Origin of the sequence: Streptomyces sp. Rer75 (assembly GCF_013414305.1) — a bacterium.
Classification (GTDB): domain Bacteria; phylum Actinomycetota; class Actinomycetes; order Streptomycetales; family Streptomycetaceae; genus Streptomyces; species Streptomyces himastatinicus.
The window spans coordinates 6,473,713-6,491,317 of sequence record NZ_CP058693.1 but is presented as its reverse complement, the minus strand read 5'-3'; the positions used below and the strand labels follow the sequence as shown (position 1 = coordinate 6,491,317).

General features: G+C 73.2%; 17 protein-coding genes and 1 tRNA gene. 7 read left to right on the top strand and 11 right to left on the bottom strand.

Annotated elements, in window-relative coordinates; all coding sequences use genetic code 11:
• Positions 1-54: 54 nt before the first annotated feature.
• The 7 genes from HYQ63_RS28190 to HYQ63_RS28160 all read right to left on the bottom strand — a co-directional run bounded on the left by HYQ63_RS28190 (position 55) and on the right by HYQ63_RS28160 (position 7,310).
• A complete protein-coding gene (locus HYQ63_RS28190) occupies positions 55-1,041 on the bottom strand; it encodes a hypothetical protein (protein ID WP_055547955.1) in 987 nt (328 codons plus the stop codon).
• Between the two features lie 239 nt (positions 1,042-1,280).
• A complete protein-coding gene (locus tag HYQ63_RS28185; RefSeq protein WP_257232659.1) occupies positions 1,281-2,603 on the bottom strand; it encodes an HD-GYP domain-containing protein in 1,323 nt (440 codons plus the stop codon).
• Positions 2,604-2,842: 239 nt separating this feature from the next.
• On the bottom strand, positions 2,843-4,297 hold the full coding sequence (locus tag HYQ63_RS28180) for an HD-GYP domain-containing protein (RefSeq protein WP_179936674.1): 1,455 nt from the start codon (positions 4,295-4,297) through the stop codon (positions 2,843-2,845).
• A 192-nt stretch (positions 4,298-4,489) separates the two neighbouring features.
• Positions 4,490-4,834: a mycothiol system anti-sigma-R factor gene (gene rsrA / locus HYQ63_RS28175; protein WP_179936673.1), complete on the bottom strand. Its 345-nt coding sequence runs from the start codon at positions 4,832-4,834 to the stop codon at positions 4,490-4,492.
• Positions 4,831-5,523, bottom strand: a complete 693-nt coding sequence (locus HYQ63_RS28170; protein ID WP_218929664.1) for a sigma-70 family RNA polymerase sigma factor — start codon at positions 5,521-5,523, stop codon at positions 4,831-4,833. Before HYQ63_RS28170 ends, rsrA begins: the two co-directional genes overlap by 4 nt.
• Before the next feature lie 291 nt (positions 5,524-5,814).
• Positions 5,815-6,477, bottom strand: coding sequence for an alpha/beta family hydrolase (locus HYQ63_RS28165; protein ID WP_179936671.1), 663 nt, complete (start codon positions 6,475-6,477; stop codon positions 5,815-5,817).
• Positions 6,477-7,310, bottom strand: a complete 834-nt coding sequence (locus HYQ63_RS28160; RefSeq protein WP_179936670.1) for an SOS response-associated peptidase — start codon at positions 7,308-7,310, stop codon at positions 6,477-6,479. Before HYQ63_RS28160 ends, HYQ63_RS28165 begins: the two co-directional genes overlap by 1 nt.
• Positions 7,311-7,358: 48 nt before the next feature.
• On the opposite strand from HYQ63_RS28160, the gene HYQ63_RS28155 reads away from it, so the two are divergent.
• From HYQ63_RS28155 to HYQ63_RS28140, 4 genes are all read left to right on the top strand, one after another.
• The gene (locus HYQ63_RS28155) at positions 7,359-8,072 is read left to right on the top strand and encodes a M50 family metallopeptidase (RefSeq protein WP_179936669.1); all 714 of its coding nucleotides are present in this window, start codon (positions 7,359-7,361) and stop codon (positions 8,070-8,072) included.
• Positions 8,073-8,205: 133 nt separating this feature from the next.
• Positions 8,206-9,582 (top strand): 3-phosphoshikimate 1-carboxyvinyltransferase, encoded by a 1,377-nt coding sequence (gene aroA, locus HYQ63_RS28150; RefSeq protein WP_179936668.1) that lies wholly within the window; start codon positions 8,206-8,208, stop codon positions 9,580-9,582.
• A 12-nt stretch (positions 9,583-9,594) separates the two neighbouring features.
• Positions 9,595-10,602: a ribosome small subunit-dependent GTPase A gene (gene rsgA / locus HYQ63_RS28145; RefSeq protein WP_179936667.1), complete on the top strand. Its 1,008-nt coding sequence runs from the start codon at positions 9,595-9,597 to the stop codon at positions 10,600-10,602.
• Between the two features lie 111 nt (positions 10,603-10,713).
• Complete coding sequence (locus HYQ63_RS28140; RefSeq protein ID WP_179936666.1) at positions 10,714-11,037, top strand: multidrug efflux SMR transporter; 324 nt, start codon at positions 10,714-10,716, stop codon at positions 11,035-11,037.
• On the opposite strand, the gene HYQ63_RS28135 is transcribed toward HYQ63_RS28140, so the two are convergent.
• Positions 11,034-11,714, bottom strand: coding sequence for a TetR family transcriptional regulator (locus tag HYQ63_RS28135; protein ID WP_179936665.1), 681 nt, complete (start codon positions 11,712-11,714; stop codon positions 11,034-11,036). The genes HYQ63_RS28140 and HYQ63_RS28135 overlap by 4 nt on opposite strands.
• Before the next feature lie 102 nt (positions 11,715-11,816).
• Between HYQ63_RS28135 and hisN the strand changes: the two genes are divergently transcribed.
• Complete coding sequence (gene hisN / locus HYQ63_RS28130) at positions 11,817-12,611, top strand: histidinol-phosphatase (RefSeq protein ID WP_179936664.1); 795 nt, start codon at positions 11,817-11,819, stop codon at positions 12,609-12,611.
• A 212-nt stretch (positions 12,612-12,823) separates the two neighbouring features.
• Positions 12,824-13,216, top strand: a complete 393-nt coding sequence (locus tag HYQ63_RS28125) for a cyclic nucleotide-binding/CBS domain-containing protein (RefSeq protein WP_179940591.1) — start codon at positions 12,824-12,826, stop codon at positions 13,214-13,216.
• A gap of 72 nt (positions 13,217-13,288) precedes the next feature.
• Here the strand turns inward: HYQ63_RS28125 and HYQ63_RS28120 are convergent, their stop codons facing one another.
• On the bottom strand, positions 13,289-14,755 hold the full coding sequence (locus HYQ63_RS28120) for a catalase (RefSeq protein ID WP_179936663.1): 1,467 nt from the start codon (positions 14,753-14,755) through the stop codon (positions 13,289-13,291).
• A 183-nt stretch (positions 14,756-14,938) separates the two neighbouring features.
• On the opposite strand from HYQ63_RS28120, the gene HYQ63_RS28115 reads away from it, so the two are divergent.
• Entirely contained in the window at positions 14,939-15,352 is a 414-nt protein-coding gene (locus HYQ63_RS28115; RefSeq protein WP_179936662.1) for a Fur family transcriptional regulator, read from the top strand.
• A gap of 125 nt (positions 15,353-15,477) precedes the next feature.
• Here HYQ63_RS28115 and HYQ63_RS28110 read toward each other — a convergent pair.
• Both HYQ63_RS28110 and HYQ63_RS28105 read right to left on the bottom strand, forming a co-directional pair.
• Positions 15,478-15,551: transfer RNA gene (locus tag HYQ63_RS28110), tRNA-Met, on the bottom strand.
• A gap of 95 nt (positions 15,552-15,646) precedes the next feature.
• Positions 15,647-17,476: a tetratricopeptide repeat protein gene (locus HYQ63_RS28105; RefSeq protein WP_179936661.1), complete on the bottom strand. Its 1,830-nt coding sequence runs from the start codon at positions 17,474-17,476 to the stop codon at positions 15,647-15,649.
• Between the last annotated feature and the right edge of the window lie 129 nt (positions 17,477-17,605).

Genomic DNA, 17,605 nt, shown 5'->3' with positions numbered 1-17,605 from the left:
ACAGGGTACGGCCCGCCCGGACGGCCAGGGGGATCAGTGGCCCTTTCCGGGCATTCAGCAGACCTCTTCCAGGTCCCGCCACTCCCGGGTGTCCGGGCTGTCGGCGACCCAGCCGTCCAGCAGCCCCCGCACCAGCCCGCTGGGGGCGGCGATCCCGCATTCGCGCTCGGCGACCCACAGCGAGCCCGAGCCCGCCGTGCGGTGCCCCAGCGGACCGGGGTGGCCCGGCTCGCTGTGGTCGTGCGGGTCCAGGTGCTCGCCCTCGCCCTCGTCGCTGGGCATCCGGCTCTCCGAACAGGAGCGGCACAGCAGCCGCACCGACGACGACCAGTCCTCGGCGGCGAAGCCCGCGTCGGCCGCCAGCCGCTCCAGGGCGTCCCGGTCGGCCTCGGTGGCCGCCTCCAGCAGCACCACCCAGGTCGGCACCGGGGACGGCGCCCACAGCTCGATCTCGTCGAAGACGGGGTAGGCCGGGCCCGCGGCGGTCACGCGCTCACCGTGCGGAACGCCGTCGTGCAGCACCACCTCGCCCCAGCGCCGCCCGGAGGACGGCAGCGGGATCGACAGCACCTCGATCCGGGCCGGGTCCAGCCGACGGCCCCAGACCACCTCGGCCTCGCCCTCGGGCGACAGCCGCACCGCCGCGCTGCCCAGCTCCATGCCGAGCGGCTCACCGGACGCGGACGCCTCCCCGGGCACCTTCAGCCCGTACGCCTGCCAGGCGCGGCGGGCCAGCGGCCAGTCCTGGAGGGCGGTCGCGGCGATGCCCACGTTCCACCAGTCGGGAGCGCCCGCCTCGCGGTCCAGCAGTGCGACGGCGCGCAGCCCGGCGGCCCGGGCCTGCTCCCAGTCGTGCCGGAACTTGTGCAGCAGCGCGAGGTTGAACCAGGACTCCGACAGCCACGGCTCCAGGTCGGCGGCGCGGGTCAGCAGCGCGCCCGCGTCCTCGTACCGGCCGTCGCCGATGAGCGTGAACGCACGGTCCGTGGCCTGCCGCCATGAGGCGGACGGCCGGTGCCGTACCTTGCCGAAGATCTTCACGATTCCCGCCTGCCGGTATCGAAGTAGTCCCGTACCAGAGCCTTGCGCGGACGGTGTCGCCCTCCCTGGAAGACAACCTGCCACACATCCGCGGACATCTCAGCCCAGCCCCTCATCCTTCGGCCGGGAGACGATGCCCACCACACCTCCTTGCCACCGGCCATCGGCCCGACACCCCTCTCTCGCATCCAACCATGCCTCTTGGGAGACCCGCTCATTACCGGCGAGTTCCACATTCGTCACCGTGGGCGGTCGTACGCCGGGCGGGACAGCACCGTCGCCAGCGCCTCCACCACCGCCGGATCGAAGTCCCGCGCGGTGGCCAGCCGCAGCCGTTCCAGGGCGCACAGCGGCGCCGCTCCCCCCTGTTCCGCGGCCGCCGGGCCTCCCGCCGCCTCGGTGTACGCGTTCACCGCGCGCACGATACGCGCGGACAGGGGCTGTTCGCGGTACGGGTCCGCCTGCCGTTCGACGATCACCGCGACCTCCGCGGGCACCCCCGTCTGCCGTACCACGGCACCCCCCAGTAGCGCGATCCGCCGTTGCTCGGCGCGGGTCAGCGGCTCGGTCGCCCCGGCCGGAACCGGGTCCACCAGGGACAGCTGCCCGATGTCGTGCATCAGCGCCGCGTATTCCAGCACAGTCAGGGCGGGCTCGGAAAGCCCCAGCTCACGGCCGACCGCCCGGCTCAGCCCGGCGACTTTACGGGCATGACCGGCCGGGGTGTACCCGGCGATCTCGGTCGAGCGGGCCAGGGAGGCGATGGTCTGCCGGCAGGTGGCCCGGATCGCGGCGTAGCGGCGGAACGAGTACTGGATCAGCAACGGCGGCAGCGCCAGCACCGGCAGCGCCCACAGCCCGGTGACGGCCACCGTGAGCGCCATCACCACCCCGGTCGCGCAGATCGCCGCCCCTATGCCGGTCAGCGCCCGCAGCTCGTCGCGCAGCAGTGGCCCGTACGGCCAGCCGGTGCGGGCGCGGGCCAGGGCGGCCGCGAGCACCGCGTCGCACAGCGCGGTCAGGGCCAGCACGCCCAACAAGTAGCCGACGAGGGCGGGGCCGTGCCCCAGCCAGGAGGCCAACCGGCCGGTGTGGTGCAACGGTTGGAAGCAGGTGGCCGCGAACCCCACGGTCAGCACGCGGCGGGCGGTGTGGCCCGGGTCGGCCGGCCGCCCGAGCGCCATGCGCGGCACCAGGCCCGTCAGGGAGGCCGCCACGACGACGGTGACGACCTGGAGCACCCCGTGGTTGGTGGGCTCCCCGCCCAGCCGCCCCAGCAGCGCGTACCCGAGGGCGCCCGCGGCGGCCAGGGGCGTGGGCTCGCCGCGCTGCTCGTGCGCCCCGCTCGCGCGCGGGAGCGCGGCCGGGGCGTCACAACACCGGATGGCTTCCCCGAGGGCGATGAGCAGCCCGAAGGCGAGCGCCGCCCCCGGCTCGCGTATCCCGTGCCACTCCGTCCAGGCGAGCGCCACCACGGCGAGCGCCCCGGCGGCGCCGTACACCGCGCCGAGGGTGACCCTGCCGCCCCGCCGCCGTACCGGGGGCGGGCCCCCGGCACGCATCGCGCGGGCCCGCCGGACCGCCCGCGCGTGCCGCTCCGCGAGCCGCCCGAGGCCGCCGGACACGCCGTCGGGGCTACGGGCCCCGGCCACACCCCCGCCCGCCTGCCGCGCGGCCCACTGCGCCGCGCTCCGGTCCCGGTCGAGGTGCCGGTCGAGGTCCCGGTCGAGGTCCCTGTCCAGGTCGGGGTCCAGGTCGGGGTCCTGCGCCGGACCGTCGTCCCCGCCGCGCCGGGCGGGGGTCACGAGCCGCCGCCGGAGCGCGAGCCGTCGGGCGGCGGGGCGGCGGACGGAGGCACGGCGGCGCGTACGAGCGGGGCGGGCGAGGGCGGCGGGACGTTTCCGCGCTCGTCGGCGGCGCCCCCGGCGCCCGTCACCGCGTCCGTACGGGCCTCCGTACGGGCCTCCGCACGCCCCTCCGTGCGGGCGTCCGCCGTGACCGCCGCGTGCCAGCCGTGCCGGTCCAGCGCGCGGGCCAGGGCCCGCACCATGCGCGGGTCGAACTGCGTGCCCGCGCACCGCTTCAGCTCCGCGACCGCCGTCTCCACCGGGCGGGCCCTGCTGTACGTACGCGTCGAGGTCATCGCGTCGAACGCGTCCGCGACCGCCACCACCCGCGCGAACTCCGGGATCTGCGCCCCGGCCAGCCCGTACGGATAGCCGCTGCCGTCCAGCCGCTCGTGGTGGTGCAGGATGGCCGTCCGCGCCTCGCCCAGGAAGCGGATGCCGCGCACCATCTCGTGGCCGTATTCGGGGTGCAGCTCGATGACGCGGCGCTCCTCGAGGGTCAGCGGGCCGCTCTTGCGCAGCAGCCGGGTGGGGACTCCGAGCTTGCCCACGTCGTGCAGAATGCCCGCGATGCGCAGGGCCTCCAGCCGGTCGCCGCCCATGCCCAGCTCGCGGGCGATCATCACGGAGGCGCGGCCGACCCGCTCGCTGTGGCCCCGGGTGTAGCGGTCCTTGATGTCGACCGCCTGGACGAGGGCGCGGATGGTGGCCTGGTGGGCGGCGCGCTCGCGGTGGTAGAGCGCGAAGACGCAGGCGCAGACGTACATCGGCAGCAGCACCAGCAGGGCCGCCGCCGGTCCGTACGGGCTGGCCCACAGCACCGCCATGGCGAGCCCGGCGGGCCCGTGGAGCAGCTGCGGCGCCAGCGCGCTCAGGTGGCGTCCGCGCCAGGCGGCGCGGGCCGAGCGGCGCTCGGCGAGGACCAGTACCCCGCCCTCGAGGGCGGCGGTGACCAGCCCCAGCACGAGCGCGGCGACCGGCGCGGCGGCCAGGGCCCGCGGAAAACCGGGCACACCGGGGTTCTCAGCGGCGCGCAGGGCGTACGGGCCACCGAGGGCCCGGAAGGCGTACGCGGCGGCCCAGACGGCCAGTGAGAGCTGCGCAGCGCGCCAGGCGCGGCGTACCGGCGCGGGCTGCCGCTCGACCCGTCCCAGCAGCGCCCCGGGCACCGCGACGAGCGCCGCGGCGGCCGGCGGCAGCAGAAAAGCCCCGGCCAGAAGGACGGGGCTGCACCATTCGGGGGACGGGGCCCGGACCGTACGGGACCCCACCGCGTACACCGCGGCGAGCAGGATCACCGTGGCCCACGGGACGGCCGCCTGGGACCACAGCACCGGGGCGGCGCACAGCGCCCCGGCGAGAACGGCGCTCAGCACATAGGCGCGCGCCCCGAGAGGAAGTGCCCGCAACGACCGCCCTCCTCCCCATCCGCATCCGGTCGCCGCCCCGTCCGGGGCGGGTCAGATTGGGGAGAATAGGGCCGCATGCGGCGGGCGCGACCGGATGGACCGCCCGATTGCACCCCTTCGGGTGATGATCGGACCGTTCGGTAAACGCCGCCCGCGGCCCAGGGTCACGCCCGCGCGGTCACGCCCGCGCGGTCACTCCTGGGCGGTGGCGGGCCTGGGCGCCTCGGCGGTCTCCGCGCCGGTGGCCGCCTCCGCGGTGAGTTCGCGCTCAGGCACGGCCTGCCCGGAGCGGATCAGCTCGATGCGGCCCATGACCTTCGAGCGGAGGTCAGTGGGCACGTCGTCATGCCCGCAGCACCGCTTGACCAGCTTCTTCACGGCCTGCTCCAGGCCGTACTTCTCCAGGCAGGGGGAGCACTCGTCGAAGTGCACCTCGAACTTGGCACAGTCCCCGTCGGGCATCTCGCGATCGAGGAACTCGTAGAGATGGTCGAGGACCTCGGAGCAATCCGTCTCGTGCGGCTCTCCGCAACTCATGAGTCCGCGCCTTTCCGATCGTGCGACTCGTCCGCCGCCGCACCGGACGCGCCCGCCGGGACGAGCCCGCGCCCACGGGCGTAGTCCTCCAGCAGACCGCGCAACTGGCGGCGCCCACGGTGCAGACGGGACATCACCGTACCGATGGGTGTCCCCATGATGTCGGCGATCTCCTTGTACGCAAACCCCTCGACATCCGCGAGGTAGACCGCGATCCGGAACTCCTCGGGAATGGCCTGAAGAGCCTCCTTGACATCCGAATCAGGAAGGTGATCCAGGGCCTGGGACTCGGCCGAGCGCAGGCCGGTCGACATGTGTGACTCGGCGCGCGCGAGCTGCCAGTCCTCGATCTCCTCGGCCGCACTGCGCTGGGGTTCGCGCTGCTTCTTGCGGTACGAGTTGATGAAGGTATTGGTGAGGATGCGGTACAGCCACGCCTTGAGGTTGGTGCCCTCGCGGAATTGGTGGAAGGACCCGTACGCCTTCGCGTACGTCTCCTGCACGAGGTCCTCTGCGTCGGCCGGATTACGGGTCATGCGCAGCGCGGCAGAGTACATCTGGTCGAGGAACGTCAGGGCGTCCCGCTCGAAGCGCGCGTTGCGCTCCGCGGACGTCTCCCGGCGCTGCTCGGCCCGCTCTCCCTCGATGACGCCGTCGGTCTCTGCGTCGGTCCCAGTGACCTGACCCACCTCCTCCGTATTCGCGGCGGTACCCGATGCGGACCCGCTCGAATCGGAGAATAGACGACGATCCGGTCCGCCCGCCGCCTCGATCTTCGCGGTCTGCTCCGCCTCCAGCTGACGCCAGTCCAGGTCAGCGGCGTGCGGGCGGGCCGGGCAAGCAAGCGAACCCATGCGGGGAACTCCCTCTCCTCGTGCTGGTGCCTCTTACGCGGTCGATACCTACGACGCGTATAACACCGACCCCCCGGGTGGCATTCCCGTGACCTCACCCACAGCGCCCGGCGCGCCCCACAGCGATCAGCGCGTGAGGCGCGTCAGCCACTCCCCGACGGCTTCGGTGATCACGGCGAGGGCTTCCGGTTCGGTGATGTCCGCCGACTTCGGCACGGCGAAGCCGTGGTCACCGTGGGGCACCTCCACCAGTTCCGTGGACTCCGGCAGCGCCGGGAACTCCCCGGGGCGGCCGAAGGCGTCGCGGCCGCCCTGGAGGACCAGCGTCGGCAGGCCCGTGGACAGCAGCTCCTCGGCGCGGGACTTCTCCGGCTTGCCCGGCGGGTGCAGAGGGAAGGACAGCGCCAGTACGGCGCGGGCGCCCAGCTCGGACGCCGTACGGCAGGCCACCCGCGCGCCCGCGCTGCGGCCGCCCGCGACGACCGGCAGGCCGGGCCGCTCCAGCGCGGGCCACAGCGCGCGCCAGCCGGTGTCGAGGGTCTTGGGGGCGGGCGCGACCTTCTTGCCCGCCACCCGCCACGGCTGTTCGACCAGCGCGACGCTCACTCCCCGCGGCGGCAGCGCGGCGGCCAGCGCCCGCAGGTCGCGCGCCTCGATGCCGCCGCCCGCGCCATGGGAGACGGCCAGCACGGTGTGCGCGCCGGAGGCGTGGTGCCAGGTGATACGGGCGTCGCCGACCGGGGTCGGCACGGTCTCGGCGGTGGGCGTCGTCCCTGTGGTGCGCGTCATCAGAACAGCGTGCCCTCTTCGGGGCCCTCCAGCTCCTTCAGCAGCTCCGGGCCGTTGTTACGGACGTCACTCACCCCGGTGGCGACGGGGTACGCGCGCAGCAGCCCCGCGGGCGGCGGCGCCAGCAGCGGGAGCAGATCGTCGGGGTCGGTACGGGCCGGATCCAGCCAGGAGGCCCACCGGTCCTCGGTGAGGACGAGCGGCATCCGGGGATGGATGTCGGCCAGCGAGCGCGGGCCCTCGTCCCCGGCGGCGCCGCCCGCGAACGGGTCCCGCTCCGCCTCGGTGGTGATCACGGTGCAGGTCACCCACCAGGCGCGCGGATGCTCGTCCGGCAGCGTGCGGTCCCGCCAGAACTCGTACAGCCCGGCCATCGCCATGACCGAACCGTCCACCGGGGTCACGAAGTACGGCTGCTTGCGCGGCCGTTTGCGCTTCCCCTTCTCCTCCAGCTGCCGCTCCCCCGACCCGGTGACCCACTCGTAGTAGCCGTCGGCGGGCAGGATGCAGCGGCGCGCGGCGAAGGGGCGCCGGTACGAGGGCTTCTCGTGCACGGTCTCGGCCCGTGCGTTGATCATCTTCGCGCCGCCCTCGGGGGACTTCGCCCAGGACGGGACGAGGCCCCACGTCAGCGCCCGCAGCTGGCGGACCGGCTGCGGCCCGGCGGCTTCGGCCTCGGGGCCCTTGAGCGGGCGTTCCAGCACCGCGTACACGTCCTTGGTGGGCGCGACGTTCCAGTCGGGCGCCAGCGTCTCCTCCGGCTCCCACTTCTCCACCCCGAAGAGCCCGACGAGATCCTCGGGTCTCCGGCTCGCTGCGTATCGACCGCACATAGGTGCCACACTGCCACGACGCAACCCGACGCGAGGAGCCGCCCGCACATGGACGCAACGAACGCCGCCGACCTGTGGGACCGGGTCGTGGGCGCCCAGCCCGACCCCACACTGTGGCTGGTGGCCTCCACGGGGCTGATAGCCCTCGCCGTCGTCGTCTTCCGCACCTCCTGGCGCATATCCCGCAACGCGATCACGATCGCCCACGAGGGCGGCCACGGACTGGTCGCGCTGCTCAGCGGGCGGCGTCTGGACGGCATCCGGCTGCACTCGGACACCTCGGGGCTGACCGTCTCGCGCGGCAAGCCCACCGGCATCGGCATGGTCCTCACGGCGGCCGCCGGCTACACCGCGCCCTCCCTGATCGGGCTGCTCGGCGCCTGGCTGCTGGCCGCGAACCACATCACCGCTCTGCTGTGGGGCACGACGGCGCTGCTCGCCGTGATGCTGGTGATGATCCGCAACGCGTACGGCGTGCTCACGGTCGTCTCCGCCGGGGCCGCCTTCTTCCTCGTCTCCTGGCTGACCGAGCCGGACGTGCAGGCCGCGTTCGCGTACGGCGTGGTGTGGTTCCTGCTGCTCGGCGGCGTCCGTCCGCCCTTCGAACTCCAGCGCAAGCGGCGGTCCGGCGGCGCGTACGACTCCGACCCCGATCAGCTGGCCCGGCTCACCAACGTTCCGGCCGTGGTGTGGCTGCTGCTCTTCCACGTCGTCTCGCTGAGCTCGCTGATCGGCGGCGGCCGCTGGCTGCTGCGGCTGTGACCCGTACGGGCCGGATGCGCCCCGTACACACCCTCGGCGCCCCTCCCCCGCCTGTACCAGCGCTGTGTTTCGACTGGGTTTCGCCACTTTTGATCAAGATTCGCACTCTCGGTGACCCACTAAAGTGAGACCCATGACCGGCATTGAGACTTCCCCGGGCGATCACACCGCCCTCTGGCCCGCCCCGACCGCTGACGGGGCGGTCGACGCGACCGTCACCGTGCCCGGATCGAAGTCCGTCACCAACCGTGGTCTGATCCTGGCCGCGCTCGCCGCCGAGCCCGGCTGGCTGCGCCGGCCGCTGCGATCCCGCGACACCCTGCTGATGGCCGAAGCGCTGCGCGCGATGGGCGTCGGCATCGAGGAGACGGTCTCCGACAGCGCCTTCGGCGCGGGCGGCTCCTCCGGCGGCGGCGAAGCCTGGCGCATCATCCCCGCCGGACTGCACGGCCCGGCCACCATCGACGTCGGCAACGCGGGCACCGTGATGCGCTTCCTGCCGCCGGTCGCCTCCCTCGCCGACGGCCCGGTCCGCTTCGACGGCGACCCGCGCTCGCACGAGCGCCCGCTGCACGGCGTGATCGACGCGCTGCGTGCGCTCGGCGCCCGCATCGACGACGACGGCCGCGGCGCGCTGCCGATGACCGTGCACGGCGGCGGGGCGCTGGACGGCGGCCCGGTCCGGATCGACGCCTCGTCGTCCTCCCAGTTCGTCAGCGCGCTGCTGCTGTCCGCGCCGCGCTTCAACCAGGGGGTCGAGGTGCGCCACATCGGCGCCGCGCTGCCCTCCCTGCCGCACATCCGGATGACCGTCGACATGCTGCGCGCCGCGGGCGCGCGGGTCGACACCCCGGAGGCGGGCGGCGAGCAGGGCGTGTGGCGGGTCGCGCCGAGCGCGCTGCTCGGCCGGGACCTGGTCGTCGAGCCCGATCTGTCCAACGCGGCGCCGTTCCTGGCCGCCGCCCTGGTCACCGGCGGCCGGGTGACCATCCCGGACTGGCCGGAGCACACCACCCAGCCCGGTGACGCGCTGCGCCGGATCTTCACCGACATGGGCGGTTCCTGCGAGCTGACCAACGCCGGGCTGACCTTCACCGGCACCGGCCGGATCACCGGCATCGACGCCGATCTGCACGAGGTCGGCGAGCTGACCCCGGTGATCGCGGCGGTCGCGGCGCTGGCCGACTCCGAGTCCGTGCTGCGCGGCATCGCCCATCTGCGGCTCCACGAGACCGACCGGCTGGCCGCCCTCACCAAGGAGATCAACGAACTCGGCGGCGAGGTCGCGGAGACCGAGGACGGGCTGCGGATCCGTCCGCGCCCGCTGCACGGCGGGATCTTCCACACCTACGAGGACCACCGGCTGGCCACCGCCGCCGCCGTGCTGGGCCTGACCGTCGAGGGCGTCCAGATCGAGAACGTGGCGACCACGGCCAAGACCCTGCCCGACTTCCCCGGCCTGTGGACCGGAATGCTCGACGCGACGACAGCCGCGGCGCGGAGAGCCTGAGGGCGTTCCGCCATGCGCCGCTACGGCAAGCACACCGACGAGGACGACGTACGGGTCCGCCCCAACCGCAAGGGCAACCGTCCGCGCACCCATATCCGCCCCAAACACGAGGACGCCTCCGAGGGCATGGTCCTGACCGTCGACCGCGGTCGGCTCCATGTCCTCATCGAGGGCCGCACCATCGTCGCCATGAAGGCCCGTGAACTCGGCCGCAAGGGCGTCGTGGTCGGCGACCGGGTCGCGGTCGTCGGCGACCTGTCCGGCGCCAAGGACACCCTGGCGCGCGTGGTGCGCGTCGAGGAGCGGTCCTCCGTCCTGCGCCGGACCGCCGATGACGACGACCCGTTCGAGCGGGTGGTCGTCGCCAACGCCGAGCAGCTGGCCATCGTCACCGCCCTCGCCGACCCCGAGCCGCGGCCGCGGCTGATCGACCGCTGTCTGGTCGCCGCGTTCGACTCGGGGCTCGAACCGCTGCTCGTCCTCACCAAGTCCGATCTGGCGCCCGCCGACGGCCTCCTGGAGACCTACCGGACGCTCGGCGTGCCCTATGTCGTCACCAACCGCGAGGAGCTGACCGACGGAGAAGCCGCGGACCGGGTGCGGGAACGTCTCACCGACCGGATCACGGTCTTCGTCGGCCACTCCGGCGTCGGCAAGACCACCCTGGTCAACGCCCTGGTGCCGGAGCGCAAACGGGCCACCGGACGGGTGAACGCGGTCACCGGCCGCGGCCGCCACACCACCACCTCGGCGCTCGCGCTGCCCCTTCCGGACGACAAGGGATGGGTGATCGACACGCCGGGCGTACGGTCCTTCGGGCTGCACCATGTGGACCCGACGAGGGTCATCCACGCCTTCCCCGACCTGGAGCCGGGCACCGACGGCTGCCCGCGCGCCTGTAGCCACGACGAGCCGGAGTGCGCCCTGGACCAGTGGGTGGCCGACGGCCACGCCGACCCGGCCCGGTTGTACTCCCTGCGGAGGCTGCTCGCCACCCGCGAACGGCGGGAGGGCGACTGACCCGGGTTTGCCGCCTCTCCGGTGAGGTAAAGGGATAATCGCACCGAAGCAACCGGGCGAAGGCAACCCAGGCAAACGCGGCCGTCAGCGGTACGTACGGGAGGAATCTGTATGGCGTGGCTGCTGGTCGTGGTCGCCGGGCTCCTGGAAACGGGCTTCGCCGTGTGCCTCAAGCTCTCGCACGGCTTCACCAGGCTCTGGCCCACGCTCGCGTTCTGCGCGTTCGCGCTCGGCAGCTTCGGACTGCTGACGCTGTCCCTGAAGAAGCTCGACGTGGGGCCCGCGTACGCGGTGTGGACGGGCATCGGAGCGGCCGGGACGGCGATCTACGGCATGGTCTTCCTCAACGACCTGGTCTCCGTGATGAAGATCGTCTCCATCACGCTGGTGATCATCGGCGTGGTCGGCCTCCAGCTCTCCGGCTCGGGGCACTAGCTGTTACGGGCGAGCGCGCCGCGCACCGCGCTCGCCACCTCCACCGCGGGCGCGGGCACGAGGACGTACGACAGCGCCAGCCGCGCGGCCGTCTCGCAGGCCCGGTCCAGCTCCACCGGGCCACCCGGCGGCCACTCCGCCTCCAGCAGCCGCACCGCGCGGTCCCGTGCCTGCCCCAGCAGGTCGACGGGCGTGGGCAGCGGCTCCACGGCCGCGGACCGGGACGGGCGCGACGGACCCGACTGGCCACCAGGCGGGGCCGACGGGCCGGCGGGCGGGGCCGGGCGCGAGGGTGACGGGAGCGCAGGCGACGGCGTGGGGGACGGGGGCGTGGGGGACGGCAGGCGTTCGTTCCAGCATCCGGTGAGCACTGCCCGCACCAGCGGGTTCTCGGTCCCGGCCCGGACCGTCCACACGGCCGCCGCCGCGAGCCGCTCCCCGGGCCCGGCGGCGCCCGGCGCCCCGGTCAGGGCCCGCTCGACGCCGTTGAGGTACGCCTCGGCCTCGCGCCGCACCAGGGCTCGCGCGAGGCCGTCCTTGCCGCCGAACTCGTTGTAGAGGGTCTGCCGCGACACCCCGGCCGCCGCGGCGACGTCCGTCATCCGGATCCTGGCCCACGGGCGGCGCGCGAGGGCGGCGAAGGCCGCGTCGAGCAAGGATTCACGCGCTGCGGGCATCGTCGCCTCCCCGGCTTTCCGCGTGCACAGAATTGACGGCGCGCCAGATGCTGTCAATAGCCTCGTGTGGATCGCCCCGATGTGGCTCGATACTGTTCGGCCATGGCCGACTACCACGATGACCTGCGTTTCGCCCATGTACTGGCCGACGCCGCCGACGCCCAGACCATGGAGCGGTTCAAGGCGCTCGACCTCAAGGTCGAGACGAAACCCGACATGACGCCGGTGAGCGAGGCGGACAAGGCGGCCGAGGAGCTGATCCGCTCCCAGCTCCAGCGCGCCCGCCCGCGGGACGCGGTGCTCGGCGAGGAATTCGGCAGCGAGGGCACCGGCCCGCGCCGCTGGGTGATCGATCCGATCGACGGCACCAAGAACTATGTGCGCGGGGTTCCGGTGTGGGCCACCCTGATCGCGCTCATGGAGCGCGGCGCGGGCGGCGACCGGCCGGTGGTCGGCGTGGTCTCGGCCCCGGCGCTGGGCCGCCGCTGGTGGGCCGCCGAGGGGCTCGGGGCGTACAGCGGGCGGAGCCTGTCGTCGGCGACCCGGCTGCACGTGTCGAAGGTGGCCGAGCTGGGGGACGCGTCGTTCGCGTACTCCTCGCTCAGCGGCTGGGAGGAGCGCGGGAAGCTGAACGGCTTCCTCGATCTGACCCGCGCGTGCTGGCGTACCCGTGGCTACGGCGATTTCTGGCCGTACATGATGGTCGCCGAGGGGTCGGTGGACCTGTGCGCCGAGCCGGAACTGTCGCTGTGGGACATGGCGGCGAACGCCGTGATCGTCCAGGAGGCGGGCGGCCGCTTCACCGGGCTCGACGGCGTACCGGGCCCGAACAGCGGCGACGCGGCGGCGTCCAACGGGCTGCTGCACGGCGCGATGCTGGACTACCTGCGCCCGTAACCGGGAGCCGCACGGCTGTCAATCGGGGCGTATAGGCGTACGAAGGAGCAGATGGGCTTCCGCGCGCCCTTGTTGCGCCCACCGGAGCATGTGAACATGAGAATCCAGAACCTTGTGAACTTGTGAATCCTTTCTCGAACGGTCCCGGCGCCGCACGGCTCCCCGGAACACGGCGGGAAAGGCACACCAAGGAGGTGGCTCCATCCATGCCCATGCACGTCCGTGACGCCATGAGCTCGGTGGTCCTCACCATCGGCCCCGCACATACGCTCCGTCAGGCCGCCCGGCTGATGTCCGCCCGCCGGGTCGGGTCGGCCATCGTGCTCGACCCCGACACCAGCGGCCTCGGCATCCTCACCGAGCGGGACATCCTCAACTCCCTCGGCGCGGGCCAGGATCCGGACCACGAGACCGCACACGCCCACACGACCGCCGACGCCGTCTTCGCCGCCCCCGGGTGGACCCTGGAGGAGGCGGCCCGCACGATGTGCCAGGGCGGCTTCCGCCATCTGATCGTCCTGGAGGCGGGTGACCCGGTCGGGGTGGTGTCGGTGCGCGACATCATCCGCTGCTGGACCCCGGCACCACAGCCCGCACTGGCCTGACGCCACCGGGACGAACGCGGAGAGGCCGGAGCCCAGTGGCGTCCGGCCCCTCCGGTTGGTACGACAAGCGCCTCAGCCGCGCAGGGCCTGGACCGCGGCCTCCAGCCGCTTGCCGTAGTCCGCGTCCGCCTTGCGGAAGTTGTCGATCGCCCGCTGCGCGATGTCGTCGCGCGAGACCTGCGCGATGAAGCCCGCGAGGTTGGCGATCAGACGCTCCTTCTCCTCGTCCGACATCAGCCGGTAGAGGGTGCCCGCCTGGACGAAGTCGTCGTCCTCGGCGTGCGAGGGCGCCTCGTGGTCACCGGTCACACCGCTGACCGCGGACGGCTGCCACAGCGGCCGGTCGGTCTGCGCCGGGCCGCCGAAGCTGTTCGGCTCGTAGTTCTTGGCGCCCGCGTGGCGGCCGTCGTACAGCACGCCGTCGCGGCCGTGGGTGCGCGCCTCGGTGGCGTGCGGACGGTTCACCGGCAGATGGTCGGCGTTGATGCCGACGCGGTAGCGGTGGGCGTCGCCGTACGCGAAGAGACGGCCCTGGAGCATCTTGTCCGGGGACGGGCCGATGCCGGGCACCAGATGGGCCGGCGAGAAGATCGACTGCTCGACCTCGGCGAAGATGTTCCGCGGGTTGCGGTTCAGCTCCAGCGTGCCGATCTCGATCGGCGGATAGTCCTCGTGCGGCCAGACCTTGGTCAGGTCGAACGGGTTGAAGCGGTAGGTCGCCGCGTCCTCCGCGGGCATGATCTGCACCTGGACGGTCCAGGTCGGGAAGTCACCGCGCTCGATGGATTCGCGCAGGTCGCGCTGGTGGCTGTCCGGGTCCTGGCCTGCGAGCACCGCGGCCTCTTCCGAGGTCAGGTTCTTGATGCCCTGGTCGGTCTTGAAGTGGTACTTGACCCAGAAGACCTCGCCCGCGGCGTTGTTCCACTGGTAGGTGTGCGACCCGTACCCGTTCATGTGACGGTACGAGGCGGGGATGCCGCGGTCGCCGAACAGCCAGGTCACCTGGTGGGTGGACTCGGGCGACAGGCCCCAGAAGTCCCAGACGTTGTCCGCCTCCTGCGAGCCCGTGTACGGGTCGCGCTTCTGGGTGTGGATGAAGTCGGGGAACTTGATGGCGTCCTTGATGAAGAACACCGGGGTGTTGTTCCCGACCAGGTCGTAGTTGCCGTCCTCGGTGTAGAACTTCAGCGCGAAGCCGCGCGGGTCGCGCACCGCGTCCGCCGAGCCGAGGCTGCCCGCGACCGTCGAGAAGCGCAGGAAGGTCTCGGTCTGCTTGCCGACCTCGGAGAGGAACGCCGCGCGCGTCCACCGGGAGACGTCGCGGGTCAGCGTGAAGGTGCCGTACGCCCCGGCGCCGCGCGCGTGCACGATCCGCTCCGGGATCCGCTCGCGGTTGAAGTGGGCGAGCTTCTCGATCAGGTGCTGGTCCTGGACCAGGACCGGACCGCCGACACCCGCCGTCTCGCTGTTCTGGTTGTCCGCCACCGGAGCCCCGGACTCCGTGGTCAGCGGACCCGTGATGTTCTCCTGGACCGTCACGTGCGCCTCCTGCGTACTCGCGTCCTGTCCCCCGGTCCGAGCCCCTGGTCTGGTGCGAGCTCGATCGAACTCGATCCTACCTTGGACATTGTCTAAGTCAAGAAGGTCTGGAGACTGATACCCGATCCGGGCATGGACGCGGCCACTGCTACCCTGTCCTTATCTGACTGATAGGTGAATGGCATGAGTGACCTGCTGAAACGACTCCGGGGGCGCGGCTGGCGGCTGACCGCGCAGCGGCGTGTCGTCGCCGAGGTCCTCGACGGGGACCACGTGCACTACACCGCCGACGAGGTACATGCGCTGGCGGCCGACCGTCTGCCCGAGATCTCCCGCGCGACGGTGTACAACACCCTGGGCGAGCTGGTCTCGCTCGGTGAGGTGATCGAGGTCAGCACGGACGGCCGGGCGAAGCGCTACGACCCGAACGCGCACCACGCGCACCAGCACCTGGTGTGCGCGCGCTGCGGCACGATCCGCGACGTCCACCCCGTCGGCGACCCGCTGGCCGACCTGCCCGCTCAGGAACGGTTCGGCTTCGCGGTCTCCGCGGTCGAGGTGACCTACCGCGGGCTCTGCCCCGACTGCGCGGCCTGACCGCCCAAGGCCCCGGGAGCGCCACCGGCGCCCCGGGGTCACGTATGTCCGCTCGGGGTTCATCGCCTCGGGGCCGGACATGACGAAGGGCCCGGATCTCGGAAGATCCGGGCCCTTCGTTCTCGTAGCGGGGACAGGATTTGAACCTGCGACCTCTGGGTTATGAGCCCAGCGAGCTACCGAGCTGCTCCACCCCGCGTCGGTGTGAAGCAACCTTAACCCGAGGCCAACGCCAGGAGCAAACCGGTTACCCGGGCGCCACCCGCGAAGGCCCCGAGGCGGCCGCCGGAGGGTCTACGCGGTCAGCTCCTGCTGGAGCGCGTCCCGCAGCCGGGCGGCCCGCTCGGCGACCTCGGCCGGGCCCAGCTCGACCGCCCGGGCGCACCACCGCTGCCCCTCGGTCAGCGCGCCGCGGCGGGCCGCGAGCAGCGCCAGGCGCAGCGCGGCGCGGCCGTGCCCGGCCTCGGCCGCGCGCGTCCACCACAGGGCGGCCTCCGGCTCGCTGCCCTCGCGGGCCAGCAGCAGCCCCAGGTTGAACGCCCCGTTGCTGCTGCCCGCCTCGGCGGCCATCCGGTACCAGCGGGCGGCCTCGACCACCTCGCCCCGGGCGGCCGCGAGCATGCCGACGCGCACCTGGGCGCGCCGGTGGCCCTGGCGGGCGGCCCGCTCGTACCACTCCTCGTACTCCGGCACGTGCCCGTCCTCGGGCGGGACCGGGAACCGCGTCCCGGAACCGGCGGCGAAGCCGGTGCCGGTCGCCGCGGGGTCGCCGCCGACCGCCGAGCGGTCCAGCAGCGCCGCCAGCCGGAAGGCGGCCTCGGCGCTGCCGCCGCCCGCGGCGCACCGCAGATGGCGCTCGGCCGCCTGGTGGTCGCCCTCCCGCAGCAGGGCGATGCCCACCTGGAGGGCGGCCTCGGTGTGCCCGGCGGCCGCGGCCCGCTCGTACCACTGCCGGGCGGCCCGCTCCTCGTCCCGGCCCGCGTACAGGATGCCCAGGTTGAACGCGGCGTCCACGCTGCCCGCCTCGGCCGCCTTGGAGAACCACGGCTCGGCGCCCGCCGCGTCGCCGCGCTGGAGCAGCAGGACGGCGACCGCGTTGGCGGCCTCGCGGTGCCCGGCGTAGGCGGCGCGGCGGTACCACTGCTCGGCCTGGGCGGTACGGCCCTGCTCGGCGCAGAGCAGGCCGAGGTTGTACGCGCCGTTGATGTCCCCGGCGTCCAGGGCGGCCCGGTACCAGCGCTCGGCGGTCTGGGTCTCGCCGCGGTCGGCGTGCAGCGCGCCCAGGGCGTTGGCCGCGTTGCCGTCGCCGTCCTGGGCGGCACGGCGCCACCACTCCGCGGCACTGTCGGTGTCGCCCGCGTCGCGCAGCAGGAAACCGAGCGCGCAAGCGGCGCGCGGCTCGCCGTCCTTGGCGGACGTCAGGTACCAGCGGCCCGCCTCCTGGGGCTCGCCGCGCTTCTCCAGCAGCGTGCCGAGGCGGAGCGCGGCGCGCCGGTGGCCGCGCGCGGCGGCCTGCCGGTACCACTGCTCGGCCTCCTCCGGCTCCGCGCTCTCGCCGCTCCTGCCGCGCTCCCCGCCGCTCTCGTCCTCGCTGTGGTCGAGGAGGCGGGCGAGGCGGTACGCGGCCTCGCGGTGGCCGCGCTCGGCGGCCGTGCGGAACCACCGCTCGGCACCGATGTCGCTGCGGTGCTCGAGCAGGTCGGCGAGGGCGTACGCGCCCAGGGTGTGGCCGGATTCGGCGGACTGGCGCAGCCAGTACTCGGCGGCCGGTTCGTCGCCGCGCTCGCGGTGGTGGCGGCCGAGGGCGTGCGCGGCCGCGGCGGACCCCGCGACGGCGGCGATGCGCCACCAGCCGGCCGCCTCGTCGGCGTACCCGCGCTGGTGGAGAAGGACGCCGAGGTTGTTGGCGGCGGCGCGGTCGCCCGCCCCCGTGGCCTCCCGCAGATACGGCTCGGCGCCGTCGAGGTCGCCGCGGCGCAGCAGCAGCGCGCCGAGGGCGCTCATCGACGCCGTATCCCCGGAGTCGGCCGTACGGCGATGCCGTGTCTCTTCTTCGGCATCGTCATGCGTGTGCGCAAAACGCCCTGTCTCCAACAGACTGACCCTGTCCCCCATAAATTCCATCGTGGCATCACCCGCATCCGCCGTACACCTGGTATACCGCAGCCAGCGAGGTCACTTCAGCGTTTTGTCGACTTGCCCACAGAGAGACAACCCAAACGCTTGTATCCCGAATCGTTGAGTAGACACACA